This is a genomic window from Erwinia billingiae Eb661 (genome assembly GCF_000196615.1).
Lineage (GTDB): Bacteria > Pseudomonadota > Gammaproteobacteria > Enterobacterales > Enterobacteriaceae > Erwinia > Erwinia billingiae.
Genome location: NC_014305.1, coordinates 101144 through 125912, shown reverse-complemented (window position 1 = coordinate 125912; position 24769 = coordinate 101144). Strand labels below are relative to the sequence as shown.

Below are 24769 nucleotides of genomic sequence, written 5' to 3'. Positions count from 1 at the left end.
CAGGGACCGGGCGCCGGCGTTTAGCGTCAGCGACCCTTGAACGGCGGCCCCCGTGTGGCAGGTTTCTGCGCGGCGGAGGAACTCAGGAGAACATCACCACGGTGGTGACGAACGTGGGGCAGCCCCGGACGGCACACGCCGGACGGTCCTCAGCGGCCGCAACGCGGCCAGTGATATGCGCCAGCCCGTGGCTGGCTGCGGGGGTTGCCCCTGACGTTGCCATCAGACCCTAGCCGGCAGGCCCGAAACGCGGCCCTTTGCGGTTCGGCGGAGCTTACCGGCCTGCCGGTTAGCGGAGTAGGGCTCGACGACCAGGCCGGCACGGACGGGGAGCCGAAGGGGGCCGGGTTCCCGGAACTGAATAATCAGGAGGCTGCATCTGTCTTTGAACGATTTATGAATAATATCAACGCGAAAATATATAATTCCGGAAAAATAAAATTCATAGTTAACGAAATCATTTCCTAGGTTCCAGCGGGCCCAGTGGAGTATTAAAAAATATCACATATCCTCTCCACCAAAAAAATCAACTAAAACACATCAAAATAACGATTAAATACAAACCCCTACATTCAATGACCCCACATATAAAACTGACCAAATCGATATATCAATGCATTAGGATATAAAAACCCAAAATCAAATTAGATATAAATATATTAAATCTACAAATTAACGGATTCAAACCATTAAAAAACAATTAGCAACACGCCTAAATAAAATACTTCACCCTTTTACTTTAACTTAAATTACACCTAAATAAATTTGGTACATTAACATCTTTCTTGCATTAAATTAGCCACTGCCTGATTAGTCCGCCGCAGGCGGACCCTTTCAGGGCGTGGGCGCCACGCGGCGCCCGGTTTTCTCGATGCCGGAAGGTGCTCCGGGGCCTCCCTGCCCCTTACCTTATCCCTCCAGCGCCCTGCGGATTTTCGCCACGGCATCAGGCCCCTGCTCGTATAACCTTTTCGCCGCCCCCTCGCCGCACTCAATTTCTGCCATGCGCAGAAATTCAGCAGCCAGTCTGACCACGTTTTCCAGCGCGTGCGCGGGGACGGTTACGTCCCGCAGCGCCCTTGCTTCCTCCCGCATATTTTCCGCCATTATTCTGACGGTGACCTCCCCCACGCCGCATTCGTGGGTTTCATGCAGGTTGTCGATGTCTGCGAGTATTCGCCCTGCTTCCTCTTCTGTCAGCATCAGGTCTGCGACGAAGTCGCGCACATCCTCCCTGGACCAGATAATCAGCGTCAGCATCTCGTCAGCGGGATAGTCACGCAGCAGCCTGGCAGCCAGTTCGTTTACGGTTCCGTACATCTTCCTCTCCTTTTAGGGGCGGCACCGCCGCCCCGCTGTTGTCAGTCCAGCGCGCGGAAAATCGCGGCCGCTTCACAATGGGTTTCGGCATAGGCCAGCAACTGGCGAAAGCGCTGGCAGTAGTGCTCACAGAGTTCCGGCTCGTCGTGGCGGTCGTACATCCAGCTGCGGTGGTTAAGCACCAGCGCGGTGATCACCAGCCCCGCCGCTTCGGCAGACAGCGCCAGGTCTGCGCCGTTATCGGGACTGACAAAGTGCCACTCCGCCGCGCACGGCTGCATGAAGCCCCCGCCTTTCTTCAGCACGATAAACTCCCACTCGCACCCGTCATACCCCGACAGGAAACGGCTGGCATACAGAAAAACGTTGTGCTCCGCGCGCACGTAATCGTGGGAAAACAGCATCGGAAGAAAGCGCATCTTCACGTAGCGATCGACGTGGAAGGCGGCAGGGGTCTGTGTGTTCATAGCTTCTCCGGTATTAACAGGGTTATCAGCGCGGGCTTGCGCCGTGACCACACCAGAGACGGGCGAAAAGTGGAGAGCGCAGGAGCGTCACCGCAGGCCGCAGCGCAAAGCCTTTGCGGGCTGAATGCCCGTCAAGGCTGCGAACGGGTGAGGAGACGGCGAAGCGTACTCTTGCGAGCGCAGCGGCCCGGCTAAGGTTCGGGCACGGCGTGAGCCCTCACAACGACGTGGCCGGCAGAGTTTACTTCCACAAGGTTCCTGGCGTCAGACAGGAGCCGGTCAGCAGCTGAGCGAAGCGACATCATCATTTCTGATCTCAACCCTCACGCCGCGCGGGGCGGCGTGAGTCTTCCGTCAGGCGGCCAGCAGCGCCCGGACGCGGGCAATATCGGCCAGCCCGTCGCGGACCGCCGGCGGCGTGCCTGCGCCTGCATCCCAGGCCGCGCCGTCTTCAGCATTCAGGGCATGCTCGGCCGTTCGCATCACGCGTGCCAGCAGGCCGGCGTCCAGTGTCACCGTCTTGCGGCCTGACCGCAGCCCGGCCAGCAGTTCCCGCACCGTGCGTGACGAAATGCCCTCGTCCATATGGCCGTACAGTCCGGCGTTACCTATCGCACACAAAATCGCGTCGGCCTCCTGCGCCGTCATGTCCTCCGCCTGCGCCATCACGTCCTGTTCCGTCCAGACCAGCAGCGCCAGCTTTTCCTCACCGCCAAAGGCGCGCTTTATCAGGCGGGTCACTTCTTTTCGGGTTCCGTACATCATGTTTACTCCGTCAGTATTGTTGTGGCCGGGGTTCCCCGGCCGCGTGAGGTCAGTCCTGAAAGGCGGCGTCCAGCGCCAGCACTTCTTTGTAGGCTTCAAGAAACAGCGCGTTGATGCGGCATACCGTCTGCCGCGCCAGCCGTTCGGGCAGAGTCGGAATCCCATCGCCAGCCCGATTCCAGCCCGTTCAGCCGGGTCCGCAAATCACACATTTCATTTGAAAGCGCCGCCACGTCGGCGCGGAGTTCTTCATATCCGGCATAGTTCATTACGCGGCCTCCGGCAGCCAGTCGCCGTTGGCGGCAGGTTGCAGCATGGAACGCTGCACGGCGGCAAGGCGTTGCTGACCGGCACGATGGTATTTTTCCATCAGCTCGATACCAATGTACCGGCGCCCGGACTGGAGCGCCGCGACGCAGGATGAGCCGGAACCTGCAAAGGGATCGAGTACGATAGCGCCCGGATGTGTGAAGGACTCGATCAGGGGTTGCAGGCTGGTGACGGGTTTTTCGGTCGGATGATGTCGGTTGCCGGTGTACTTCCAGCCCTGCACATCCGGCAGCGGCTTTTCCGGCAGGCGCGGACGGCCCTTTGCCAGCACGTAGGCGCACTCATGCGTGTAGCCAACGTAGGCGGATTTAGAGGCGTAGGTCTTGGTAAACACAAAGTGTCCGACGATGCGAAAGCCGGCGGCGGTCCAGGCGCTGATAAAGCGGTCAGCCCGGTTCCAGCCGTAAAAACTGACCATCAGGGAATCGTTTTTAAGCACGCGGTACATCTCATGGCAGGCGGGTTGCAGCCACTCGTCGGTTTTGTCGCCGGCAATGGTGCGCCCGGAACGGTCGCGGAATCCGACCAGGTACGGTGGATCGGTCAAAATGAAATCAACGGCCCTGTCCGGAAAGCCGGACATAATCTGAATACAGTCACCCTGGATGAAACGGGACATATGCACACTCCTCTGCTGATGGGGACACCCCTCTGGTGCCGTGACCTCCACACAGACGGGCGTAAAGCGGAGCAGGCAGGGGCGACACCGCAGGCCGCACGCGCCACCGGAGCGGACTGAACGTCCCGCGTACGGTGGGGAACGGGCGAGGATGGAGACGAAGTGAACCCTTGCAGGCGAAGCGGCCCGGCTACAGTGAGGGCACGGCACTTACAGGTGCCGGCGACCGGCCAGCGGACGGACGACGGCTCAGCAGCGGAGCGAAGCGACAACCTTTATTGTGGCGTTGGATACCCGGGGCCCGTTGAGCATCCGTGGGCATTTAATCCCGGGAACTTTTCGAAATGGTGTCATCTTCAACAGAAATCAGAAATGTTTGATAAGGCCAGAAAGGCAGCTTTGAGCGAGAAGCGGAAGTCACACTAAGCAAACTTTGCTAGTCAAAGAAGTCGGACGTGAAATCTCGGCTTTTGGGGATGTGTACCGCGTCACAAGCTTTTTTTACATCTTTTTGTTCAGGCGATCTTAAAATGCCCGACCAAAATGTCGGTCAGCAGATCGGCCTGACGAATGAGTTCGGCTCCTGTAAATCCCTCATTCGTAGACCTTTCGGCAAAGCTGGTCACGAGCAGCACGATAAAGTTCACAGTGAAATCGAGGTCGCTCTTATCCGGCAAGCCTACTGCGGCTTCGATAAAGGTTCTGGTCAGATCGGCTCCTTTGGAGATCAGCGCCTTAAATTCGTCGGTCTCTCTCAGGTCAATCGATGCGATCCTCAGAGCCTGTCGTAGGTCCGCCTCGGCTGCTTCGATTACGAAGAACTCGCGAATGAAATCGCGCAACTTGCGAGAATGTTCGGGGCCAGTCTGGATGAGGATGGGCGTGAGTTGCCGCAACTGCCGCTCCCAGTTCAGCTTGGTGATGTGAAAGAGCAGCGCCTCCTTATTTGGAAAATACTGATAGAAAGAAGATATATTCACTCCGGCTTTCTCTGCGACCTTGTTAGCCGTAAAACCGGCGGGTCCCTCTTTCCGCAAAATGTAAGTAGCGGCCTCGACGATGGCCGCAACTGTTGCGATCGCTCGCTGTTGTTTCGCTTCTTTTTTCAAGGAGATATCGATCTTCTTTCGCATTCAAAACCTCTGCCAGCGTATGTGACTACCGAATGTAACTAAAAGATTATATTTTTAACTTCATGAATTTCAATGTGAAACGATTGAAGGAAGAAACATGACTATAAGTTACGAAGAAACGAAGGTTGCCATTATCGGGGCGGGGGTGGCTGGTCTGACGCTGGCAACATTTCTGCAGAAATCCGGCGTACCCTGCGTGGTACTGGAGCGGCGCAATCGCACTTATGTCGAGGTTCGCCAGAGAGCAGGAGTTGTCGAGGCGCGCGGGGTGGAGATGTTCGAGCGCTGGGGACTGGCCGACAAACTCCTTGCTGGCCCCGTCGCCCAGACAATCGATTATCGCGTCAATGGCGTTGGCCGCATTTTTGATATCGGTGCCGAGGGAGACGCGCAGAGCCGGTTCTGCACTCAGCAAATGCTGGTCAACAACCTGTTGCGGGAATTGATCGACGCCATGGCGGGCGATGTGCGCTTCGAGGTCGCCGACGTGGTGATCACCAATGAGGCGGACCGCCGCCCCTCAGTGGCCTATTCCGACGCCGGCGGCCATCACGAGATAGCATGCGACTTTATCGTCGGGTGCGATGCCGATCGTGGCGTCAGCCGAGCATCCATTCCCGATGGAATTTTGACCCGGTATGTTCATGAGTTCGGCTATGCCTGGATGGCCGCATTGGTTGAGGCCCCGGTGACAGGTGATCCGATCATGGCTGTCAGCGATCACGGCTTTGTCGGCCAGTTGCCGCGCGGGCCGCAGCGCAGTCGCTATTATCTGCAATGCGCATTGACCGACACTGCCGAGGACTGGCCAGAGAAACGCATCTGGGACGAAATTCGCGTCCGCCTGAACGATGACACTATCCAGAATGCCGTGGTGCACAATATCGACTTCGTGCCGTTACGGTCCGTCGTCTATGCACCAATGCAGTATGGCAATCTTTTCCTCGCCGGCGATGCGGCCCATATGGTGCCGCCTGCCAGTGCAAAGGGCATGAACATGGCACTTTACGATGTGGATGTTCTTGCACAGGCCCTGTTGGACGCCGTGCGCAATCAGGACAGGAGAACCCTCGATAGCTACACCGATACTTGCCTGCCACGCATCTGGAACTATCAGGATTTTGCAGTCTGGATGACAGACACAATGCATGATGCCAGCAATCCGGCCCAGCAAGGTACATTCCGCCAGATGACGGCACGCTCCCGTCTGAATAATCTCTTTGCCTCCCCTGCAGCAGCGCGCCTGCACGGCGAATACCAACGCGGCACGAATTAACGGCAACCCAACCAACGATAAGCTACTTAAAGAGGCGGCTGGAAGTTCATGGCCGCCGCCACCTCCTCACTGATTATCAACAGCGTTCATTCGATTTTGCTTGTCTGGACGACTGAAATGGGGGGAGAACCACGCACTCATAGAGGCCAGACATATGTCCGCTTCTGGCACACAGCAGACAAACACTTGACGCTGAAGATCTGCTGACAACGACTAGCGGATAACAAATAGAGCGGAAAAGGAGGAGGAAATCTCGCTGTTTTTTTCAGGCCAGCCACCTGGTTCAGCTGGCCTTCATTGAAACTTTCTTACAGGGGAAGTGGTCAGGTCAGAGCGACCCTCACCTTTAGTCCAATAACGAGCGTGGCAAAAAACATTATGCAACCAGCGGTGATGAAAACACCTGTTACGCCGCTGATACCAAAGAGTAATCCTCCCAACGCAGCACCCGCCGCAATTGAGGACTGAACTGCTGCGACTACCATGCCGCCAGCGGTTTCAGCCTGATCGGGAACGTAACGCGCTACCCAATTTGACCACGCAACGGGTACGCCACCAAATGCCATCCCCCACAACGCGACGAACAACACCAATCCTTTTTCCTCTAGTGGCAGCAAAATCATGCTTAATGCCGCGAAACCGACAAGCGCTGGCATGAGTATCAGTGTGAGACGCAGGCTTCTCTCCATCAGCCACCCGGTTAGCAGCGTACCGATAAAATTAGCGATGCCAAATCCAAGCAGTATCAAAGACAAACGATCCACATCAAGTTGGGCAATATTTTCGAGAGCCGGACGAATATAGGTAAACAGCGCATACTGACCGGTATGGGCAATCACACACCCCGTCATTCCCATCGCAATGCCTGGGCGACGGAGTAAATCCATGACAGAGGCTGTTATCATCATTCTACGCGGAGCCATTCCAGGAAGGGTAAACAGCTGAAAAATCAGTGTCAGCACGCCTACTGCGGTTGCAGCGATAAAAGCACTACGCCAGCCATAAAGCCCACCCAAATAGCTCCCCAGCGGGATCGAAACCACGGTACCGACAGCAATACCGCTAAAAATAATGGAGAGAGCGCGCGGGACACTTTTAGCAGGGACCAGCCGCATAGCGACGGCAGCAGCCATACTCCAGAAGCCTCCCAGCGCGATGCCCAGCAAAATGCGCATGACTAACAGAACAGCCAGACTGGATGAAAGTGCGACCAGCAGGTTGGAGGCAATCATCAGCACGGTAAAACCAAGCAAAACATTTCGACGATCATAATTACGCGTCAGGCGGGGAACCATCAGACCAGCAAACAGGGCCACCACAGCCGTTACCGTCACAGCCTGACCAGCTAGAGCTTCTGTCACACCGAGATCGGCAGCCATGGGGGTCAACAGGCTGGCAGGAAGATATTCTGCAGTCAGCAAGCCAAACACACCCATAGTCAGTGAAATAACGGCCATCCATGCGGATTCTTTGGGTTCCGAACTATTCAAACTAGCGGATACAGCTTCAGTTGCTTCATTTCTCATAACACACTCTACCTGGAGAAAAATTATAACGCCTAGTCTAGAGTTGAGTCGCTGGACGATCTATGATGCTACATCCTGATTTTTTACCCGAAACTCCGATTATGCATGTGAACAGACATTTTGCCCTTACATCCGAGCTCATCAGTGAATTGCTGCTGGAAATGCGCCTGCGTGGCGTGCAGTATCGCCGTTTACAGACTGGCTCTGAGTTTGGCGTCGGTTTTAGCAATAGGCCGGGCCATGCCTATTTTCATTACATCGCTGTGGGTACTGCTCTGCTTCGCACACACGATGGTACATTGCACGAACTGAAAGCCGGCAGCATGGTATTCATGCCGCAGGGTGAGGATCACCAGCTTATATCGGATGTCAGCTGTTCATTTCAACATATCGACACGTTAGGCTCTGCTCCTTTAGGCGAGGCCGTCAGCGGAATCGATACTTGCCCGAGTTCGCATCCGACACCCAGCACGGTTCTGTTTTATGGCTGTATGGAGTTCGATCTCGGTGGAATGCAGGGTCTTGGTAAACTGATGCCGCAAGCCATAGTGGTTGAGGCAAATGAACAGATCTATCCGGGGCTGGTTCCCATTCTGGGCGCGATGAAATTTGAAATCTGTTCCGGACGCGCTGGCTTCGCGGGCATTCTGGCCCGCCTCGCAGAAGTGGCGGCTGCCATGATTGTGCGTGGATGGATCGAAAACGGCAGCGAGAACGCAGCTGGCCTGATCGCTGCGTTACGTGATCCACGACTCGCCCGTGCAATTCTGGCCATTCATCGCGATACGGGTCGGGAGTGGTCTGTTGCTGAACTTGCAGCACAGTCGCATGTGTCACGTTCTGTTTTTGCTGAACGCTTCAAATCAATCATCGGTATACCTCCCCTGCGCTATGCAAGGGAGGTGCGAATGCGCATCGCAGGTCACTGGATTATTCACGATAAGATTTCAATTGACACCGTTGCTCTACGCCTTGGCTATGCCTCACAGGCAGCGTTTAGCAGAGCTTTTAAGCGCATCAATGGATATCCACCGGGCGCTATGCGTCGGCGACCCGCGAGAGGCGTTAATACAGTAAATGAGTAAATGTTCCTTTAGCATTTGCTGGATTCACTGTAGGAGGCCGCTCTCAACATTAAAAACTGAGCGGAAACGGCTTTTCACCACTCAAATATCGCAATTTCTTTTATGTCCGCTATTGGCACAGTGCTGCTGTTGCAGCCCTCGTGATCTGGTGGCCTCGACCACGTTCAGAAGCCGGGTGGGCGGGCTTGCTTGCTGTTTATCAATTTAATACGCGCATTCGTCCATGAGGGATCATTCAATGCCAGGGACGTGCCTGATAATTTCAGAACCGGTTGCTCTGGACTGGGGCCGCATGCCATTGTTGCCATCTTACCGGGAGTATTGCACCAGACCATCGGTGTGTAAGGCGCGTTTGACTGGACACCGTATTTTTTAACGGCGGCAGTGGCCATGGCATTTTTATTCTCAGTGGAGTAGGGCAGCTCGTAAGAAATCTGGGACACAACCAGCGCATGGTTTGGATCTGGTGGAACACGGCCTTCAAAGTGCACAAGCAGCTTGACGCCATCTTTTTCGTAAGCAACATACTGTGGCTGCTTATCGCCTGTTACCACATTTACAGCTGGGTATTTATCAACGTCGAGCGATGATGCTGGCACATGAAAGTGCTCAGTGATGGCCTTTACGGACTCACCATAATCCATGCCTGTTTTTACGCCGGCAATATCAAATTTGGTTACATCAGCAGCACGCAGGTTAGCACCCTGGGCCAGAGGGACAGCCATCATTGAAACTAAAAGTAGAGAAGAACAGCGCTTGTACATATCGAATCCTTATTCTAAATAGGTGAAAGCTCTGGAGATTTATCACCTGCCTTTCGAATTTTGAACTGCTTTACAATACCTATATGGTTATGAATAACAAGCATTTCTCAACCAATTTCTGCCGCTAGCACGAAACAGACATGCTGATGTGACTGGTCCGCTTTGAGCGATAAGCAGACATTAAAATCATGATGATTGAGTAGTTCTGCATATTAAACATAACATCCGAATCTTCACCGCTGCCAACCGCCCAACGCTTGTTCATATTTTTTGACAGATAACAGCAAAACAACCCGCTATCTCCTAAAGCCCTTCAGGATTAATATTCTTCTCATCGAAGGCGGAAAGCCTCCATAACTTAAAAATTCAGAAGGAATTTAGCCATGAAATCAATCAAAACTTTAGTTGCAGTTTCCGCCCTGTCCCTGATTTCTTTCGGTAGCTTCGCCCAGAGCGTGTCCGCATGTGCATCAACTCTTGACGCCGCTGAAGCCCAGATCGCCGCACAGGCACAGCAGCACGGCGACCAGTACAAAATTACCAGCGTGAACAGCAATAACCGCGTGTACATGACCGCTGAACTGTACAAATAACGGATGGTAGCAAAAAGAATTGCCGGAAGAGGTCGCCCATGTGGCGGCCTTTTTTGATCCGTCCCCGCCAAACGGGCGAAATGAACATAACATCAATTTGCGCGCCCATCTAAAATGCACTTAGTCCATTACTGGCACTAAGTGGACGCGCGAGTCAGGTCTGCTATGAGCGAGAAACGGACATTCGCCCTATCTCTTTTATCGCACTCTCAACAACCACATATTCTTGATTGAATTCTTTGGTTTATCGTTCTTTCAGTCAGATTTTACAAATTTAAAACTGTTTTAAATCGTAGATTTATGTAATCTGCCATACTCATGTACTAGTCAGGTGGATTGAAATGAATTTTTCGTCAATTGAGGATGTTAGGAACCGTATCGATCAGATTGACAGTGAACTGGTTAAAATGATCGCGCAACGTAGCCAGTGTGTTAAAGCTGCCGCAGCTTTCAAAAGTGACCATTCAGCCGTGCGTGCTCCAGACCGCGTCCAGCAGGTAATCGATAAGGTAAGTAAACAGGCGAATGAAGCAGGACTTCCCACAGTGATTATCGAAAAGGTCTACCGGGCTATGATCGGTGCGTTTATCGATTATGAACTCGATCAGCACGACCAACTGCGACAAGAAAACCGCTGAAATCGTGCGTCAAGTTACTATATAAGAGCTGTTGAATGTCCGCTGCTGGCTGTGAGTTCTACGGATCGATGCAACGCTATCCTTAAAGAAGGGGGGACGTTGCCATGAAACGAAGAACTCGCATTCACTACACGCCAGAACAAAAGGCGATTATCTGGGACAGATATAAGCAAGGTGATTCCCTGCATGATATCGCCAGAATGTTCGACAGATATCACTCTTCTGTTATGCCGACTATCCACCAGACTGGTGGGTATCGTCCTCCTGTTCGAAAGCGGCACCGGTTAGCGCTTTCGCTTGATGAAAGAGAGGAGATATCCAGAGGATTGGTAGCAAGACGTAGCATCAGGGATATCGCTGACAAATTATCAAGAGCCCCCTCAACGATTAGCCGCGAGATCAAGAGGCATGGAGGTGCAAAACAATACCGTGCAGCAAAAGCAGATACAGCTGCGTGGGAAAGTGCTCTGAGACCAAAACCTTGCAAGCTAATTGAAAGCCCCACATTGTGTAAACTCATTGCAGAAAAGATGCATCAGGACTGGTCGCCGGAACAAATCGCCGGTTGGCTGAAACGCTGTTATCCGGATAATCAGGAAATGCATGTGTCACACGAAACGATTTATAAAACGCTTTTTATACAAACCCGGGGAGCATTAAAAAAAGAACTACAGCAATGCCTCAGAAGCGGAAGAGTTGTGCGTAGATCCAGAACGTCATCGCTTAAAGGGAAAGGATTAGGGTCAATCCCGGATGCGATAACTATCAGAGAAAGGCCACCTGAAGCCGCAGACAGAGCCATACCAGGTCACTGGGAAGGCGATCTGATCCAGGGCTCTAAAAACTCCTATATTGTCACTCTCGTAGAACGCCATTCCCGCTTTGTTATGCTGGCTAAAATCAGAGACAACAAGACCATAACGGTTATATCTGCACTCATCAAACAAGCCCGGGAATTACCCGTTGAGCTTTATAAAACACTAACATGGGATCGGGGGTCTGAAATGACCAGCCACAACCGGTTTACTGTAGCCACAGACATCCAGGTTTATTTCTGTGATCCTCAATCTCCCTGGCAACGCGGCTCAAATGAAAATACGAACAGATTGCTCAGACAGTATTTTCCAAAAGGAACTGACTTATCAGTTCACAGCCAGCAAAGACTAAACAGTGTTGCCAGACAGCTCAACGAGAGGCCGAGAAAAACGTTAGACTATGAATCACCCGCAGAGCGTTTTAACCAATGTGTTGCATCCATCGGTTGAACTCACAGCACTTAGCGGAACTATACGACACAGATTTTGAGTGTTTTTGTCGTGAACAGAATCCATGCTGGAAGCTGGCAAAGGCGGACTTATGAACTGAAAGATATGTCAGGATAACCGCAAGCCACCGGCGGTGCGCCTGCGTCATGGCATTGCGGGTACAGCAGAGAAACGGTAAACAGGTAGTCAGTTAAAATGCATATCACGCCCGGTAAACCGGACTTACCGCTGAAGGTTAAGGCCTTCCTGCCAGCGCCAGCGAAACAGCGTTTCCCAGCGTTCATCCCATTCATCATACACCACCACCCCTTCCGGGGTGACGGCCGCCGTCTGGCGATCGACGAAACGAAAGTCCGACGGCATCGCGCAGACGGTGTCGTCAACCTGCCACAGAGTGTGCAGGTAAACGTCCCCCCTGCCCCAGTGCCAGTGGGCGCCATCTTCCTTCAGGCAGTCAGGCCACCACGTGCGCCCCATCAGCGCCACACCAAGCATGGCCACGCCCGCGTTTTCAGCCATCAGCAGCACCTCATAACGGATGATTTCACCGCGCGAGTGAACCTCAAAAACAACAAACCAGTCATTCATGCTGATGCCTCAGATAATGCGGGACGGCGGAGTGGGCCCGGCAGCAAGGATTATGCCAGCTTAAGCTGAGCCCGGGAATGCGACTAAAGTACGGTGCAGGCGGGCCGATACCAGGAGTAATCACATTACCTACCCGACCGGAATGGTTTACCCTAGAAACCATTCTAAAAGGAGAATTTCTATGGGAACCGCTAAACCCCCCGTTTTTATCCACGCCGCACCGAAATGCCTCGCCGCCAGCCTGCGCGAAATGGCTGACCTGGTGGAAGCCGGCAGCCATGAGATACGCGAGGCGGAGGTGTACTACGATACCGCGGAGAACGGGGAGCACCTCACCCTTTACCGCGTTGTGCATGCCCCCGGCCGTGCAGAAAGTTAGGCGCCTCTTACAACAGGAGTCAGGATGCAGGGTCGTCCTGCCGGACGGGCAGGCGCGGCCCGCCGGCGGAAATATTCCGACTGGCGTTCCCCGCCTCCGGATGATTAACGGGAAACAGGGTTACCGGCTCACAAAAATACCGGTCTGCACCCACCCCCACCGCTCGCCGCAGCGGCCGTCTGAGGCGTACCGCAGCAGCGCGAGGAACGAACAGACTGCGCGAGGAAGCGGAACGGCACCATCACCTTGCATATTCCCCTGACACACGATGCTCACGGACACACCTTTATCAGCGCTTTTTGACGCTGCCGGCCAGCCAGAACCCCGCGGCCAGAATAATCACCCACAGCAGCTGGAGTACCGCCTTTACCCCGATGCTCAGGTCATGCATGACCAGCAGCGGAACGATGCACAGTGCGCTTGCCAGCATGCACCACTCTCCCCAGCTCTTGCGCCGCGCGGGCGGCACGGCAGAAAGACGTTTTCGTATGGCGGACAGCATGGTCGTTTCTCCTGAACTGATACGGTCATTGTTCTTGCCGGCATTATGTAAAGGGCCGTGACAAAAAGGCAGCTTTATTTATACTGGTTATATATACAGCATAGTCAGGATTCAACAATGCCTCTTTTAAATCTCCACACGCCTTCTTCCATGCCGGAGCGTATCCTGCTGCCGCTTTTTTCCGACCGGTGTGCGGCAGGCTTTCCTTCCCCTGCCGCAGATTATGTCGAAGCCGCGCTTGACCTGAACGAGCTCTGCATCCGCCACCGGGCCGCCACCTACTTTGTCAGGGCCTCCGGTAACAGCATGACCGATGCCGGTATTAAGGACGGGGACCTGATGGTTGTCGATAAGTCAGAAAAGCCGTCGCACGGGGATATCGTTATTGCCGCAGTGGATGGTGAGTTCACCGTTAAGGTGCTGCAGCTGCGCCCACGACTCGCACTGCAGCCCATGAATCCGGCTTTCCCGACTATCTACCCGGACCCCGACGCGCTGGAAATCTTCGGCGTGGTGACCTGGTTCCTGCACGCTACGCGGAGCTGAAGCATGTTTGCCCTGGTCGACGTCAACAGTTTTTATGCCTCCTGCGAGAAGGTATTCCGCCCTGAGCTCAGGGATGTCCCCGTCATCGTATTATCGAACAACGACGGCTGCGTAATCGCAAGGTCCGCAGAGTCTAAGCGCCTCGGCATAAAAATGGGGGAACCCTGGTTCCAGATAAGGTCACGGCAGTTTCCGGTGCGGCTTAACGTGTTCTCCAGTAATTATTCTCTGTACCACGACATGTCTGTCAGGGTGTCGACTGTACTGGAGGAGATGGCGCCCGCCACGGAAATCTACTCGATTGACGAGTCGTTTCTGGATATCAGCGGCATAGACAACTCTGAACCCTTTGAACACTACGGACGCCGCGTTCGCGAAAGGGTGAAGGCCGTTACCGGTCTGACGGTGGGCGTCGGGATGGGGCTGACCAAAACACTCGCAAAATCAGCACAGTGGGCGAGCAAGGAGTGGCCACAGTTTGGGGGGGTACTCGCACTGACAAGGGACAATCCGGTCCGGACTGAAAAGCTTCTGTCGCGACAGCCCGTGGAAGAGGTCTGGGGCGTCGGCCGGCGGCTGAGTAAACAGCTCAACGCGATGGGTATCGTCTCCGCGCTCGATCTGGCACGCAGCAACCCCGCCTTCATCCGCAAAAACTTCAGCGTGGTGCTTGAAAGAACCGTCCGTGAGCTTAAAGGTGAATCCTGTATTGCCCTGGAAGAAGCCCCACCGGCAAAGCAGCAGATTGTCTGCAGCCGGAGTTTCGGTGAGCGCGTCACCACGCTTGAAGGTCTCAGGCAGGCCATCTGTAAACATGCCGAACGCGCGGCGGAAAAGCTCCGTCAGGAGGGGCAGTACTGCCGGCACGTTTCGGCTTTCATCAAGACGTCGCCCTTTTCTCCCGGAGAACCGTACTACGGTAACGTTGCCGGCGAAAAGCTGACGGTGGCCACGCAGGACACCCGAGACATCATCTCGGTTGCAATGAAAAGTCTTGACCATATCTGGCGTGATGGCCACCGTTATGCAAAGGCAGGAGTGATGCTCGGCGACTTCAGCTCTGGCGCTCTGGCTCAGCTGACGTTATTCGACGAGCGGCCGCCACGCCCTCAGAGCGCAGAACTGTTGTCCGTGCTGGACAAGGTCAACGGTTCCGGGCTGGGTAAGCTGTGGTTCGCAGGCCAGGGAACACAGCAGGACTGGCAAATGAAACGGGAAATGCTTTCACCTGCATGGACTACGCGCTGGAGTGATATTCCTGTGGCCAAGTTGCGATAGGTTCTGGCTATCTTTGGTTCCAGACCTTATTATTGAGGTGAACTATATTTTATTAACTAACTTAGGAGATCCCGGTGCTTCTGTTTAGTTATCCTGCCACTTCCCTACCTTATTACCCGCCCCCCGGGTCAGCAGGGCATAAGCAACATACTCAAAATAAATGTCCAGCGCTGCGATTTTCAACAATACACCGTTTACAACATAGTTTTCGGTACTATTAAAGTATAGCGATGAAGCCGATTTGAAAGAGCAGATTGACGAACTTTTTGACGAAATATACCGCACCGCTGAGATACGTAACTGCGTGGTCGATGATATGACGCTAACCAATGATGCGACCAATCAGGGCAGGAATGAATACGATGGAGGTTGGCTTTAATTTCCTGATAGAGGCTTAAACCAAAATTCCCGCCAGTTCTAACATTCAAAAAACTCTTATACTCATTTACACACAACAAACACATTTACTCATTTGTGTTTTTGTGTATAATTAAACTCAAATGAGTAAACACACAAATAAGGTTAAACATGAAAATTATCGCGTTCCTCAACCCCAAAGGGGGGTCTGGTAAAACGACTGCGGCGATCAACGTCAGTAGCTGCCTTGCCAGTTCGGGAAAAAAAATTGCAGTTGTAGATACAGACCCACAGATGAGCCTCACTAACTGGAATAAAGCAGAGAAAGCAGCATTCGATGTTTACACCGCAGCATCAGAGAAAGACGTTTACCAGGTAAGAAAAGATCTGGCTGAATATGACTTTGTGATTATTGATGGAGCCGGTTCTCTGTCAGTTATTACTTCCGCAGCGGTGATGGTCAGCGATCTTATTATCATCCCGGTAACACCCAGCCCTTTGGATTTTTCCGCTGCCGGTTCTGTCGTCACGGTACTGGAAGCCCAGGCTTATAATCGTCCGGTAGAAGCTCGATTCCTCATCACACGGAAAATCGAACAAGCCACCATGCTTAATGTCCTGAAAGATAGCATTGCTCAGACGGGTATTAAGCCGTTTAAAACTGCGATCACACAACGCCAAAGTTACGTTAAATCCGTCATGGAGGGGGAGAGCGTTTTCGATACCAACGATGGAGCAGCAAAGGGCGAGATAGCCATTCTGACGCGAGAAATAATCGAATCATTTGAGTAAAAACTCATATACTCATTTCAGCATATTAGAGGTTATGTATGGCACTAACTAAGCAAACCACATCAAAAACAATGAGTTTCGGTGAGCATCGAGATCTTGAAAAAGTCGTCAATAGCACACCCACGGGAAAGCAAAAGAGAGTCAACGTTAACTTTGATGAAGAAACACATATCCGCTTCAAAGCGGCGTGTGCAAAACGAGGAACATCTATTACTGATGTGATAAAGGACTTGGTTGATAGCTGGCTGAAAGCAAATGACAGGTAAATTACTCAAATACACATATGAGTAAAAACTCATGTGTAATAATAAGAGAGTATAACCATCCAGAGATACTCTCTTGTTAAGCAGATCAATTCTGCTGTGGCTCTGGAACGTCATCGTTAACAGACGGGCTACTTCCAGCATCGGCTTCTTTCTTCGCGGCAATGAGCGCATTGGACTGCTTGTTAGTGAGCACCGTCCGCGAACAGTTAGCTGCGTAAAATTTTGCGACAGTTACAACTTCCTCACCGGTAAACGTCTGTGGATCGTCCGGGTTATTTTTAAGGCTGTTCTTCGTAATCTGGAGAGCAACTACTTCCGGATCAACATAATTGGCGAGCTACGATGCTACACGTTTCGCTGAATGACCTGTCCTGCTTGTTTGGTCAGATGTAACTTGATCCCAAGTATCAAGCGCCGCATCCTTTCCGCTTCGCAGTGTGTCTCTAATCTTTTTAACTGTCATATTGCAACTCGCTAGATACTTCATTAAAAAATGAGTAATCACACATTTACTCAAAAACACATGCATTCCCCTTGAGAACACTGATCTGGTTCATAAAATTTATATGTACCAGATCAGTGTTGGCCAAGCAAAGCGCGGCAAAGATTTTCTCATCCAATTAGAGCTTTAGCCTTTGCTCTGATCTCAGCAAGTTCGTCAGGCGATACAGTGCCTTTTTTTGTTACTTTTCGCGCTCTCCAGTCAACACAGGTAACTTGATCGGCAAGAGCAACACTTTCGCGGCTACCGGATAGTTCTACCTCAAATGGATAGCCTTTAGCTTTAGTGGTACACGGAACGCAAAGCAGCAATCCTACGGGATTATTGTAAGAAAAAGGGCTAAGGACGACAGCAGGGCGATGGCCGCCCTGTTCGTGACCTTCTACGGGGTCAAAATCCAGCCAGATTAGATCACCAGAATTTGGTACGTAACGTGAAACCATTTAAATCAATTCCTTTCCAACTGGCGAACCAAAATCTATTTTTCCGTGAACGTTATCTGGTGTGATACCTGATAACAGTACATCTAGTGAATACTCTTTAGATTTCAATGGTACTAAAACAATTTGGCCAGCTTCATCAATTTTCAAATCGAGTTTATCTTCGACATTAAGTGCTGCTGCTTGCATTACGCTGGCTGGTATTCTGATCGATGGGCTATTGCCCCATTTTTTTAGCGTTACTGTTGTCATTAACATTTCCCCCCTCACATTTGTAGATACATTGTAGAGGATATACAATGTGTCTACAAGCATCCTCCTTCCTGATAGACCGGGTTTTTTAGCTAACTTTCAGTAGTGATGTAGGTAAGGGCGAAAAGTGCCTTTTGGGGTTTGAAGTCCACTGATGTAAAAAACCACGCTAAGCGGTATCAGAAATCGATTTTGATACGATCCAGTCTCAAAATGACCAAAAGAAGATATTTGGAACCGTTTATTTGGTCCAAATATGTAGTCTCATAAGTCTATATATTTCATACGGTTAATTCCCTAACGTGGTTTTTCGCACAGTTGGCCCTCGAACCCCAATATAGCCACAACAAAAGGAACCGTGTTAGATGCAAAGGTAAAGCAGGCCATTATTGATGAACCAATTGACCTGCCCCCAGGATTGGATACAACCTTCAGTTAGTAATGTCGGTTGGTTTTACTTCATATTTCCTGTTTCGCAAGCCAGCTGCAAATTCAGCTGGAGTCTGGTAATTCAGCGATGAAAAAGGAAGCCACTCGTTATAATCTTCTCGCCAGTTATTAATGATTTCCCTGGCGTGGACAATATCGCTGAACCAGTGCTCATTCAGGCATTCATCGCGAAAGCGTCCGTTAAAACTCTCAATAACTCCGTTCTGGGTCGGCTTGCCCGGCTGGATAAGTCTCAGCTCCACGCCATGCTCAAAGGCCCATTGATCCAATGCGCGGCAGCTAAATTCCGGCCCCTGATCGGTTCTTATCGTCGCCGGATAACCGCGAAATAGTGCAATGCTGTCCAGAATACGCGTGACCAGCACGCCTGAAATCCCGAAAGCGGCGGTAATCGTCAGGCACTCTTTCGTGAAATCATCCACGCAGGTCAGACACTTGATCTTGCGACCGGTAGCCAGCCCTCACGACGCAGTAACTACCAGATGCGCCGGTAACCAAAACGCCTGCGTTCAAGCGCCAGTTCAGTGATGCGCCCTGATAAATGCGCATCCGACGCTGGACGCTGCACTTCATAGCGGCAGGTCGACAGGGACAAACCTGTCAGCCTGTAGGCGCGACGTTGCGACAGACCTGTCGCTCCACACATCAACTCCACGGCTTCCCGCTTATGGTCTGTCGTCAGTACTTTCGCCCAAGAGCCACCTAAAGCGCCTCCTTATCGATCATAGCTTCGGCGAGCAGCTTCTTGAGTCGGGCGTTCTCTTCTTCAAGCGACTTCATGCGTTTAACCACAGGCACTTCCATACCGCCATACTTCTTACGCCATGTGTAAAACGTAGCATCGGAAAGGGCGTGCTTGCGGCAGAGTTCACGGGCAGATACCCCGGCTTCAGCCTCGCGTAGAATACCGATGATCTGTTGGTCGGAAAAAGCTTCTTCATGGGGATGTCCTCACGTTGCAGATGAAGACATTACTAACATCGGGTTGTACAAATCAACCGGAAGCAGGTCAACACAACAATAGTAATACTTACTCCTGCTGATTACGAAGGGGTCAGTACATTACTAAGTGAGCGTTGTATCTAGCCTTGGCGGAAGGTCAATATCTATAAGTTAATTTTCGGCATCACTGTGGAAATTCTGCAGGGTTATCACCCACAAAATTCAAAAGAAATCACGTAGCGAGCTTTGGGATAACCACTTTTTACTGGTATGTAAATGCATTGAAAAAAATCAAGCTGAACTGAAAACCAGTCATTTTGTGGGAATTTCAGTATGAAATAATTACTATAAATTAATCAAAATCAACGAGTTGAGTTAAATTCACTTATGGGTTGTTTAGTTCAGATTGTCCTTTCACTTATTGTGAACGTTTTTTATCAAGCTCCATGTGGTTACTCATTTGAAGATCTGAACTGCATCATCTTTTCCTCCAAGCCTCATAAACTCCACTTTTACTCGAGACCGAAGTAACCTCTTCTTGAGAAACAAGTTCAATATCAAGTTATCGTAACAAGCCTTTGCTGTTATAAGCCTTTGATAGAATTTTTCACCGAATCTCCAAATTTAGACGGTATACATTCTGAGTGTTCGTAAATCTGATTTCAGAGTCACTTGGGAACCGTATGTGAAGCATACGGAATTGCCCACAGAATTTTTTGTGAAAACGTCGTGTCTTTATCCCCGTTATTCACAGGATAGATCCAGTTATAAGATCTTTTAACGATCCTGTATCGATCCTAAACTGCCAAAACGATCCCCTGTAGCTTGAAAGCCTTGCGTGGTGTGGCCTGAGAGCCGATCTGGGTTATCAGTCATATGCAAAAGATTAGCTGTCATATGCAAAAGGTTTTCGGTGGTATGCAGTTGGTTATCGACTGTATGCTATTTTATTTCCATTCGTATGCTGGTAAGGTTATCCGTCATGTGCTGGCGCAAATTAACCTGTTGATCAATGGATTTAAGATATGGCTAAAAAAGTCAAAGACTTAGATAGCATGACAGATGAAGTAAACAAAAGAACGGGTGAAGTTGTCCACCTTAATCCTACGGCGAATGCAACCGTTCAACCGGTCGCATTAATGCGCCTGGGTTTATTCGTTCCTAACACCGATCATGCAAAATTAAAAAACTCAGTCAGCGCAGTGAAGTCTACGGTAGATGCTAGCGAAGATCTTTACCATCTTGAAGTTGTAAAAAGGGAAGGGTACAAGGACATCTCCATCCGTTCTGAGCGTCTGGACATGGCCACTGACTTCCGGGTATGGCTTGGGATTATTCGGTCGATCTACGATAGCGGAACATTTGCCGGTAAATTGAAGCTACCATTCACCAAATTTTTACAAAACTGTGGTTTTGACTCGAAGCGCTCAAATAAAGACATGAAAAAGCGTATAGACGACTCTCTGATGCGTTTACGCGGTGTCACCATACAATTCCGTAATGATTCTGGATCGTTGACGACAGGGCTCGTTAACAGCGCTCAGTACAATATGGCAAAGAACGAGGTCGAGATTGAGGGGGATGACAGACTCGCTGATCTCTATCAGATGGATTACAAGGTATATCTGCGCCTCAAAGCGATCGATCATCTTCCGCGTAAAGAATCTGCTCAAGCCCTCTATACGTTCATAGAGAGTCTTCCTAAAGATCCCGCACCTGTATCGATGAAAAGGCTACGTGAAAGGCTTCGCTTAAAATCCCGCGTGGCTTATCAGAACCATATCGTCCGTAAAGCACTCGAGCAGCTTAAAGAAATTAACTACCTGGAGTACAGCGAGTTTAAACGGGGTCGATCGGTTTACTTCAACATCACCAAGCGTAATCCTAACCTTATCCCTAACAAAATACCTAAAACGGGCCACACTGATACCCTTGAGCCACAGGTAGTGGATGAAAAGATGATCGCTAAAATTTCTAAGCTCAAAGATTCTGGATTCACGGAAGAAGAGATAGCCAAGATCCTTATCAGCCTTGATTCTGAGTGATTATTTCAGTGATGGTGGCCATACATACGGCTGGAAACCTTTCATGAAACCCCATAATTTCATGTAAATAGATTGCTGGTTTGAGCGTTTCCCACACGCTCAGTTTGAAACCGATGCATTCCAGCTTAAAATGACCTCTTCTTGCATACGACTGGAAACTTTGCGGCATTAAAGCAGGGATTTTGCATACAACTGATAACCTGCAGTATGAGGATCCCTTTTACCTATCCCCTTCAATGCATACCACCGATAACCTATGCTGTGTTACGTCGTCACAGGCATTCACCACTGAATGTCTAACTTGTTTATTTATATATATATTTATTTATCCATACATACTCTTAATTAGGGACGCATTTATAGCCACCTCATACATGGTGATAGCACACGACTGGAAACTTTAAAGCATACGAATGGAAATATTTGATCAGTGTTTGGCCTATACCCTAGCCATCTTATATCAACCTTTATCTGGAACGACACCTTCGGCCTAGAACTGGATGATCTTTTCTTAACATCTTTACTCGTTATCTCATATGAAGTGCTAAAGAGCATGCGACCGATAACCTTTGGCATATGAACGATAACCCTAATTTTGGGGGGATCAAATATGAGGGTTAGAAACAACACCCTGCAAAAGGCATAGTAAAGCATACGACTGAAAACCTTATGCATACGACTGCCAATCTTTGTTGAAGATTTGTGTTTGCACAGTGAGAAGATCGCTCGAATACACACATCCGGTAAAAAATACAGAGCACGTGCATATGACCGATAACTTCTTCTGGTTTTCATGCATACGACTGATAACATGCGATCATCAAGCGTCCACTCGGTTAACTTTTATGAGTTAGTACAATAATTTTCTGATTTACGGAAAAAGTTGCACATTTAATTCCGGCTTGTACACTAGCTGAAATTTGCCGGTGAGGTTAACTGCATGAAAAGTAATTATGGTGGTGTTGACGAGACTGCCCGCAGAGCAAATGCCATGCTCCGCAGCATGAGTGATGACATCATTGATAAACGTCATGAATTTGGACTTGATCGCTATTACCAGACCTTTACGCGAAATTCCGTTGCCAATATGCCTAAGCTCAGCCGTCGTGCTGTCGAGCAGGCTATTGATGAAATGGAAATGCAGGGACATCAGTTTGGTAAAAAAGATGCCGGTAATGCCAGGCACTATGCTCTGACCGTTGAAGATGTTGTCGATATCTATGCACACCGTAAAGTGCCTAAATATCGTGATCTCCATGAAGGGGAGGGTCCCTTCGTCATTTTCGTGGTGAATCTGAAAGGTGGGGTGTCAAAAACGGTCAGTACGGTAACGCTTGCACATGGACTCCGTGTACATCCGGACTTGTTGCAATATGATTTGCGAAACCTGGTAATAGACCTCGATCCACAAGCTTCCAGCACCATGTTCCTGAATCAGGCTCACAGCATAGGTTCAATCATGGAAACGGCTGCTCAGGCAATGCTGAATGACCTTGATGCCGAGCAGCTGCAGCGTCAGATTATTCAGCCGACAATAATTCCCGGTGTGGATATCATTCCTGCCTCGATTGATGATGGGTTTGTTGCCAGCCAGTGGGGTGAACTTGTTCGCGAAAACCTTCCGGGCGTTCTGCCTTCAGAAGTGCTCCGGCGCAATATCATCGATCGCGTAGGTAAAGATTACGATTTCATCTTTATCGATACTGGGCCGCATCTGGATGCATTCATGCTGAACGCTATTGCCGCCAGTGATTTGCTGTTAACGCCGACCCCTCCCGCGCAGGTTGATTTTCATTCAACGCTTAAATACCTGACACGACTGCCTGAAATGCTGGAGCAACTGGAAGAAGAAGGCGTCAATCCGCGTATCAAAGGGAATATAGGCTTTATGTCTAAAATGACGACGAAGCGCGATCACGAGATGACCCATGGTCTTGCGCGTGATGTTTTTACCTCATATATCCTCGATGCGGTATTACCGCGACTTGATGGTTTTGAGCGCTGTGGCGAAACCTTTGACACCATTGTCAGTGCGGATCCCCAGTCTTATCCTGGAAGTGCTGAAGCCCTTAAAAACGCGAAACGCGAAGCTGAGCGCTTCACTCAGGCGGTGTTCAAGCGAATCGAATTTATAAGGGGTATCAAATGACCAAAGTCATGAAAAAAATGGGCCGTACGCTGGGTAATTCAAACTTCTCCAAAATGCTCAGCGAAAGGGAAGGCGAGCGCGTGTTTGTGCTGAGGTCGGGGAAAGAGGCCCGCTTTGTACTTACTAAGATCCTTCATGATGATATCGAAGCCCAGACCTACATTGACTCAACTGTGAACGGTCGCGATCAGTCGTTGTTGACCCCAGAGTCCATCAGCGATATTGCCCGCACCATCACACTGCAGCAGTTTTTTCCCGCCATAGGGCGCGAAGTCAATAATCGCATTGAAATTCTGGATGGTTCACGCCGTCGGGCAGCCTGTATTTTCAATGGCATGCCATTTGAAGTCTTGGTTACGAAAGATGAACTCGATATCAGTGATGCCCGCCAGCTTGCAGTAGATATTCAGACGGCAAAAGAGCATACGCTTCGGGAATTAGGCAAACGCCTGAAGGTGATGAGTGATAATGGCATGAGCCAGATGGAGATAGCCAAAGCTGAAGGCATCTCACCGGCCAAGATTACCCGCGCATTTCAGGCAGCCGCTGTACCTGATGAAATGATTGCCGTTTTCCCATCGATTAGCGATCTGGCCATTCCGGACTATCAGTTGCTTCTGGAAATTGCAGAGCAGACTAAAGCCCGGCAGGTAGATGTACTGGAAGTGGTTGAAGGTGTACGCATCAGGATTGAAAAGGATAGGGCTTACGATGCTCAGGATCCGCTCAATAAAACGAAGATTATTGGTTTTTTCAAAGCTGAAAGCAACGGTCTGAAAGCCCCCCGTAAAATGAAGAAAGCAGTGGTAGAAAAGCTGGCTGAATTCAGTGATAAAAAGCAGTTTGCACGCAAAAAAACAGATGCTGAAAAACGACTTGTAACATATGAATTTTCACGAATTCCGGCTAAATATCATGCAGAACTTGATGCGGCGATAAAAATCGTAATGGACAAATTTCAGGCAGAAGAATAATTCCCAGAAAGTAGTGCTGAATTTATGCATCAGAATGCAAAAAGCCTCACGCAAGACAGTGATAACGCAGTCGTGCGGCACATTTTATGATGAATGCCCAAATGTCATTCAGGCCATTCACCCAAAATGCGGGTAACTTCCCTTCAGCCGACAGTCCGGCTGACTTACCCGTTCCCTATCGGCTACCCTGTGACTGTCCGGAGGAGCGGTACATTAACCCGGTGGGGATGTGTTCTGCACCCGCGACCTCCGGGCCCATTGTTCAGCGCCCCGAATTTTCGCTGGCCTTGTACCGGTCATCCTTAAATCCATCGTCAGTACCACTGATGTTACCGCCAGCGGGGGGATACCTTTACTAATTTATCCGCTCAAATTCTGGAAGTTTTGCACCATGTTAACGGTCACCGGCATCCATCAAGAATCGTATGCCGAGCTGGTAGTATTAGGTGAAACGGGCCCCGGTAGAATAGCCAGACTACACATTTTTTTGAATGATTATCATTTAATGATAATCAACAATGGAATT

Annotated in this window: 26 protein-coding genes and 1 pseudogene; 13 read left to right on the top strand and 14 right to left on the bottom strand. The window is 50.4% G+C overall.

Going from position 1 to position 24769, the window contains the following annotated elements:
- Positions 1-82: 82 nt before the first annotated feature.
- The 7 genes from EBC_RS25665 to EBC_RS01105 form a co-directional block, all read right to left on the bottom strand.
- Positions 83-223, bottom strand: coding sequence for a hypothetical protein (locus tag EBC_RS25665; protein WP_013199993.1), 141 nt, complete (start codon positions 221-223; stop codon positions 83-85).
- Between the two features lie 686 nt (positions 224-909).
- Entirely contained in the window at positions 910-1320 is a 411-nt protein-coding gene (locus EBC_RS01130) for a DUF1380 family protein (protein ID WP_013199991.1), read from the bottom strand.
- 41 nt (positions 1321-1361) lie between these two features.
- Positions 1362-1787: an antirestriction protein gene (locus EBC_RS01125; protein WP_013199990.1), complete on the bottom strand. Its 426-nt coding sequence runs from the start codon at positions 1785-1787 to the stop codon at positions 1362-1364.
- 354 nt (positions 1788-2141) lie between these two features.
- Entirely contained in the window at positions 2142-2552 is a 411-nt protein-coding gene (locus EBC_RS01120) for a DUF1380 family protein (RefSeq protein WP_013199988.1), read from the bottom strand.
- A 95-nt stretch (positions 2553-2647) separates the two neighbouring features.
- Positions 2648-2821 (bottom strand): hypothetical protein, encoded by a 174-nt coding sequence (locus EBC_RS01115; protein ID WP_013199987.1) that lies wholly within the window; start codon positions 2819-2821, stop codon positions 2648-2650.
- Positions 2821-3501, bottom strand: a complete 681-nt coding sequence (locus EBC_RS01110) for a DNA methylase (RefSeq protein ID WP_013199986.1) — start codon at positions 3499-3501, stop codon at positions 2821-2823. The genes EBC_RS01115 and EBC_RS01110 overlap by 1 nt, the downstream gene beginning before the upstream one ends.
- 515 nt (positions 3502-4016) lie before the next feature.
- Positions 4017-4634, bottom strand: a complete 618-nt coding sequence (locus tag EBC_RS01105) for a TetR/AcrR family transcriptional regulator (protein WP_013199984.1) — start codon at positions 4632-4634, stop codon at positions 4017-4019.
- Between the two features lie 97 nt (positions 4635-4731).
- Here EBC_RS01105 and EBC_RS01100 point away from each other — a divergent pair, with 97 nt between their 5' ends.
- A complete protein-coding gene (locus tag EBC_RS01100) occupies positions 4732-5910 on the top strand; it encodes a 4-hydroxybenzoate 3-monooxygenase (protein ID WP_013199983.1) in 1179 nt (392 codons plus the stop codon).
- Between the two features lie 323 nt (positions 5911-6233).
- On the opposite strand, the gene EBC_RS01095 is transcribed toward EBC_RS01100, so the two are convergent.
- Positions 6234-7436 (bottom strand): MFS transporter, encoded by a 1203-nt coding sequence (locus EBC_RS01095; protein WP_013199982.1) that lies wholly within the window; start codon positions 7434-7436, stop codon positions 6234-6236.
- Between the two features lie 62 nt (positions 7437-7498).
- Here EBC_RS01095 and EBC_RS01090 point away from each other — a divergent pair, with 62 nt between their 5' ends.
- Positions 7499-8521, top strand: a complete 1023-nt coding sequence (locus EBC_RS01090; protein WP_013199981.1) for an AraC family transcriptional regulator — start codon at positions 7499-7501, stop codon at positions 8519-8521.
- A gap of 164 nt (positions 8522-8685) precedes the next feature.
- Here EBC_RS01090 and EBC_RS01085 read toward each other — a convergent pair whose 3' ends face one another.
- On the bottom strand, positions 8686-9285 hold the full coding sequence (locus EBC_RS01085; protein WP_013199980.1) for a hypothetical protein: 600 nt from the start codon (positions 9283-9285) through the stop codon (positions 8686-8688).
- A gap of 383 nt (positions 9286-9668) precedes the next feature.
- Here EBC_RS01085 and EBC_RS01080 point away from each other — a divergent pair, with 383 nt between their 5' ends.
- The 3 genes from EBC_RS01080 (at position 9669) to EBC_RS01070 (ending at position 11781) form a co-directional block, all read left to right on the top strand.
- Positions 9669-9878, top strand: a complete 210-nt coding sequence (locus tag EBC_RS01080) for a YdgH/BhsA/McbA-like domain containing protein (RefSeq protein ID WP_013199978.1) — start codon at positions 9669-9671, stop codon at positions 9876-9878.
- Positions 9879-10219: 341 nt separating this feature from the next.
- Positions 10220-10516 (top strand): chorismate mutase, encoded by a 297-nt coding sequence (locus EBC_RS01075; protein WP_013199977.1) that lies wholly within the window; start codon positions 10220-10222, stop codon positions 10514-10516.
- Between the two features lie 104 nt (positions 10517-10620).
- Positions 10621-11781, top strand: a complete 1161-nt coding sequence (locus EBC_RS01070) for an IS30 family transposase (RefSeq protein ID WP_013199976.1) — start codon at positions 10621-10623, stop codon at positions 11779-11781.
- A 222-nt stretch (positions 11782-12003) separates the two neighbouring features.
- On the opposite strand, the gene EBC_RS24665 is transcribed toward EBC_RS01070, so the two are convergent.
- Complete coding sequence (locus EBC_RS24665; RefSeq protein ID WP_013199975.1) at positions 12004-12369, bottom strand: hypothetical protein; 366 nt, start codon at positions 12367-12369, stop codon at positions 12004-12006.
- A 181-nt stretch (positions 12370-12550) separates the two neighbouring features.
- On the opposite strand from EBC_RS24665, the gene EBC_RS01060 reads away from it, so the two are divergent.
- Positions 12551-12748 carry a hypothetical protein gene (locus tag EBC_RS01060; RefSeq protein WP_013199974.1) on the top strand — a complete coding sequence of 66 codons (198 nt, stop codon included), beginning with the start codon at positions 12551-12553 and terminating at the stop codon, positions 12746-12748.
- A 289-nt stretch (positions 12749-13037) separates the two neighbouring features.
- Here EBC_RS01060 and EBC_RS24920 read toward each other — a convergent pair whose 3' ends face one another.
- Positions 13038-13250, bottom strand: a complete 213-nt coding sequence (locus EBC_RS24920) for a hypothetical protein (protein ID WP_013199972.1) — start codon at positions 13248-13250, stop codon at positions 13038-13040.
- 117 nt (positions 13251-13367) lie between these two features.
- Here EBC_RS24920 and umuD point away from each other — a divergent pair, with 117 nt between their 5' ends.
- The 4 genes from umuD (at position 13368) to EBC_RS24915 (ending at position 16489) form a co-directional block, all read left to right on the top strand.
- Positions 13368-13796, top strand: coding sequence for a translesion error-prone DNA polymerase V autoproteolytic subunit (umuD, locus tag EBC_RS01055; RefSeq protein WP_013199971.1), 429 nt, complete (start codon positions 13368-13370; stop codon positions 13794-13796).
- A gap of 3 nt (positions 13797-13799) precedes the next feature.
- A complete protein-coding gene (umuC, locus tag EBC_RS01050; protein ID WP_013199970.1) occupies positions 13800-15074 on the top strand; it encodes a translesion error-prone DNA polymerase V subunit UmuC in 1275 nt (424 codons plus the stop codon).
- A gap of 528 nt (positions 15075-15602) precedes the next feature.
- Positions 15603-16223: a ParA family partition ATPase gene (gene parA / locus EBC_RS01045; protein ID WP_013199968.1), complete on the top strand. Its 621-nt coding sequence runs from the start codon at positions 15603-15605 to the stop codon at positions 16221-16223.
- 38 nt (positions 16224-16261) lie between these two features.
- Complete coding sequence (locus EBC_RS24915; RefSeq protein ID WP_071822088.1) at positions 16262-16489, top strand: plasmid partition protein ParG; 228 nt, start codon at positions 16262-16264, stop codon at positions 16487-16489.
- 612 nt (positions 16490-17101) lie between these two features.
- Here the strand turns inward: EBC_RS24915 and mazF are convergent.
- The 3 genes and pseudogenes from mazF to EBC_RS25660 all read right to left on the bottom strand — a co-directional run bounded on the left by mazF (position 17102) and on the right by EBC_RS25660 (position 19048).
- Positions 17102-17434 carry an endoribonuclease MazF gene (gene mazF, locus EBC_RS24910; protein WP_013199966.1) on the bottom strand — a complete coding sequence of 111 codons (333 nt, stop codon included), beginning with the start codon at positions 17432-17434 and terminating at the stop codon, positions 17102-17104.
- On the bottom strand, positions 17435-17683 hold the full coding sequence (locus tag EBC_RS01035) for an AbrB/MazE/SpoVT family DNA-binding domain-containing protein (protein WP_041691825.1): 249 nt from the start codon (positions 17681-17683) through the stop codon (positions 17435-17437). It lies immediately after the preceding gene.
- Positions 17684-18114: 431 nt separating this feature from the next.
- Positions 18115-19048: pseudogene (locus EBC_RS25660) on the bottom strand (integrase core domain-containing protein).
- 1052 nt (positions 19049-20100) lie between these two features.
- Between EBC_RS25660 and EBC_RS01020 the strand changes: the two are divergent.
- From EBC_RS01020 to EBC_RS01010, 3 genes are all read left to right on the top strand, one after another.
- Positions 20101-21120 (top strand): RepB family plasmid replication initiator protein, encoded by a 1020-nt coding sequence (locus tag EBC_RS01020; RefSeq protein ID WP_013199962.1) that lies wholly within the window; start codon positions 20101-20103, stop codon positions 21118-21120.
- A gap of 940 nt (positions 21121-22060) precedes the next feature.
- Positions 22061-23269, top strand: a complete 1209-nt coding sequence (locus EBC_RS01015) for an AAA family ATPase (RefSeq protein ID WP_013199960.1) — start codon at positions 22061-22063, stop codon at positions 23267-23269.
- Positions 23266-24243 carry a ParB/RepB/Spo0J family partition protein gene (locus tag EBC_RS01010; RefSeq protein WP_013199959.1) on the top strand — a complete coding sequence of 326 codons (978 nt, stop codon included), beginning with the start codon at positions 23266-23268 and terminating at the stop codon, positions 24241-24243. The genes EBC_RS01015 and EBC_RS01010 overlap by 4 nt, the downstream gene beginning before the upstream one ends.
- Positions 24244-24769 lie beyond the last annotated feature (526 nt).

Bases quoted from the DNA above. Each gene is read 5' to 3' on its own strand.
- EBC_RS01130 (WP_013199991.1), bottom strand. From the start codon at position 1,320: ATGTACGGAACCGTAAACGAACTGGCTGCCAGGCTGCTGCGTGACTAT.
- EBC_RS24920 (WP_013199972.1), bottom strand. From the start codon at position 13,250: ATGCTGTCCGCCATACGAAAACGTCTTTCTGCCGTGCCGCCCGCGCGG.
- EBC_RS24665 (WP_013199975.1), bottom strand. From the start codon at position 12,369: ATGAATGACTGGTTTGTTGTTTTTGAGGTTCACTCGCGCGGTGAAATC.
- EBC_RS01120 (WP_013199988.1), bottom strand. From the start codon at position 2,552: ATGATGTACGGAACCCGAAAAGAAGTGACCCGCCTGATAAAGCGCGCC.
- EBC_RS25665 (WP_013199993.1), bottom strand. From the start codon at position 223: ATGGCAACGTCAGGGGCAACCCCCGCAGCCAGCCACGGGCTGGCGCAT.
- EBC_RS01090 (WP_013199981.1), top strand. From the start codon at position 7,499: ATGATGCTACATCCTGATTTTTTACCCGAAACTCCGATTATGCATGTG.
- EBC_RS01010 (WP_013199959.1), top strand. From the start codon at position 23,266: ATGACCAAAGTCATGAAAAAAATGGGCCGTACGCTGGGTAATTCAAAC.
- EBC_RS01105 (WP_013199984.1), bottom strand. From the start codon at position 4,634: ATGCGAAAGAAGATCGATATCTCCTTGAAAAAAGAAGCGAAACAACAG.
- umuC (WP_013199970.1), top strand. From the start codon at position 13,800: ATGTTTGCCCTGGTCGACGTCAACAGTTTTTATGCCTCCTGCGAGAAG.
- EBC_RS01110 (WP_013199986.1), bottom strand. From the start codon at position 3,501: ATGTCCCGTTTCATCCAGGGTGACTGTATTCAGATTATGTCCGGCTTT.
- EBC_RS01060 (WP_013199974.1), top strand. From the start codon at position 12,551: ATGGGAACCGCTAAACCCCCCGTTTTTATCCACGCCGCACCGAAATGC.
- EBC_RS01125 (WP_013199990.1), bottom strand. From the start codon at position 1,787: ATGAACACACAGACCCCTGCCGCCTTCCACGTCGATCGCTACGTGAAG.
- parA (WP_013199968.1), top strand. From the start codon at position 15,603: ATGAAAATTATCGCGTTCCTCAACCCCAAAGGGGGGTCTGGTAAAACG.
- EBC_RS01070 (WP_013199976.1), top strand. From the start codon at position 10,621: ATGAAACGAAGAACTCGCATTCACTACACGCCAGAACAAAAGGCGATT.
- EBC_RS01075 (WP_013199977.1), top strand. From the start codon at position 10,220: ATGAATTTTTCGTCAATTGAGGATGTTAGGAACCGTATCGATCAGATT.
- EBC_RS01020 (WP_013199962.1), top strand. From the start codon at position 20,101: ATGGCTAAAAAAGTCAAAGACTTAGATAGCATGACAGATGAAGTAAAC.
- EBC_RS01115 (WP_013199987.1), bottom strand. From the start codon at position 2,821: ATGAACTATGCCGGATATGAAGAACTCCGCGCCGACGTGGCGGCGCTT.
- EBC_RS01015 (WP_013199960.1), top strand. From the start codon at position 22,061: ATGAAAAGTAATTATGGTGGTGTTGACGAGACTGCCCGCAGAGCAAAT.
- EBC_RS01100 (WP_013199983.1), top strand. From the start codon at position 4,732: ATGACTATAAGTTACGAAGAAACGAAGGTTGCCATTATCGGGGCGGGG.
- EBC_RS01095 (WP_013199982.1), bottom strand. From the start codon at position 7,436: ATGAGAAATGAAGCAACTGAAGCTGTATCCGCTAGTTTGAATAGTTCG.
- EBC_RS01080 (WP_013199978.1), top strand. From the start codon at position 9,669: ATGAAATCAATCAAAACTTTAGTTGCAGTTTCCGCCCTGTCCCTGATT.
- mazF (WP_013199966.1), bottom strand. From the start codon at position 17,434: ATGGTTTCACGTTACGTACCAAATTCTGGTGATCTAATCTGGCTGGAT.
- EBC_RS01085 (WP_013199980.1), bottom strand. From the start codon at position 9,285: ATGTACAAGCGCTGTTCTTCTCTACTTTTAGTTTCAATGATGGCTGTC.
- umuD (WP_013199971.1), top strand. From the start codon at position 13,368: ATGCCTCTTTTAAATCTCCACACGCCTTCTTCCATGCCGGAGCGTATC.
- EBC_RS24915 (WP_071822088.1), top strand. From the start codon at position 16,262: ATGGCACTAACTAAGCAAACCACATCAAAAACAATGAGTTTCGGTGAG.
- EBC_RS01035 (WP_041691825.1), bottom strand. From the start codon at position 17,683: ATGACAACAGTAACGCTAAAAAAATGGGGCAATAGCCCATCGATCAGA.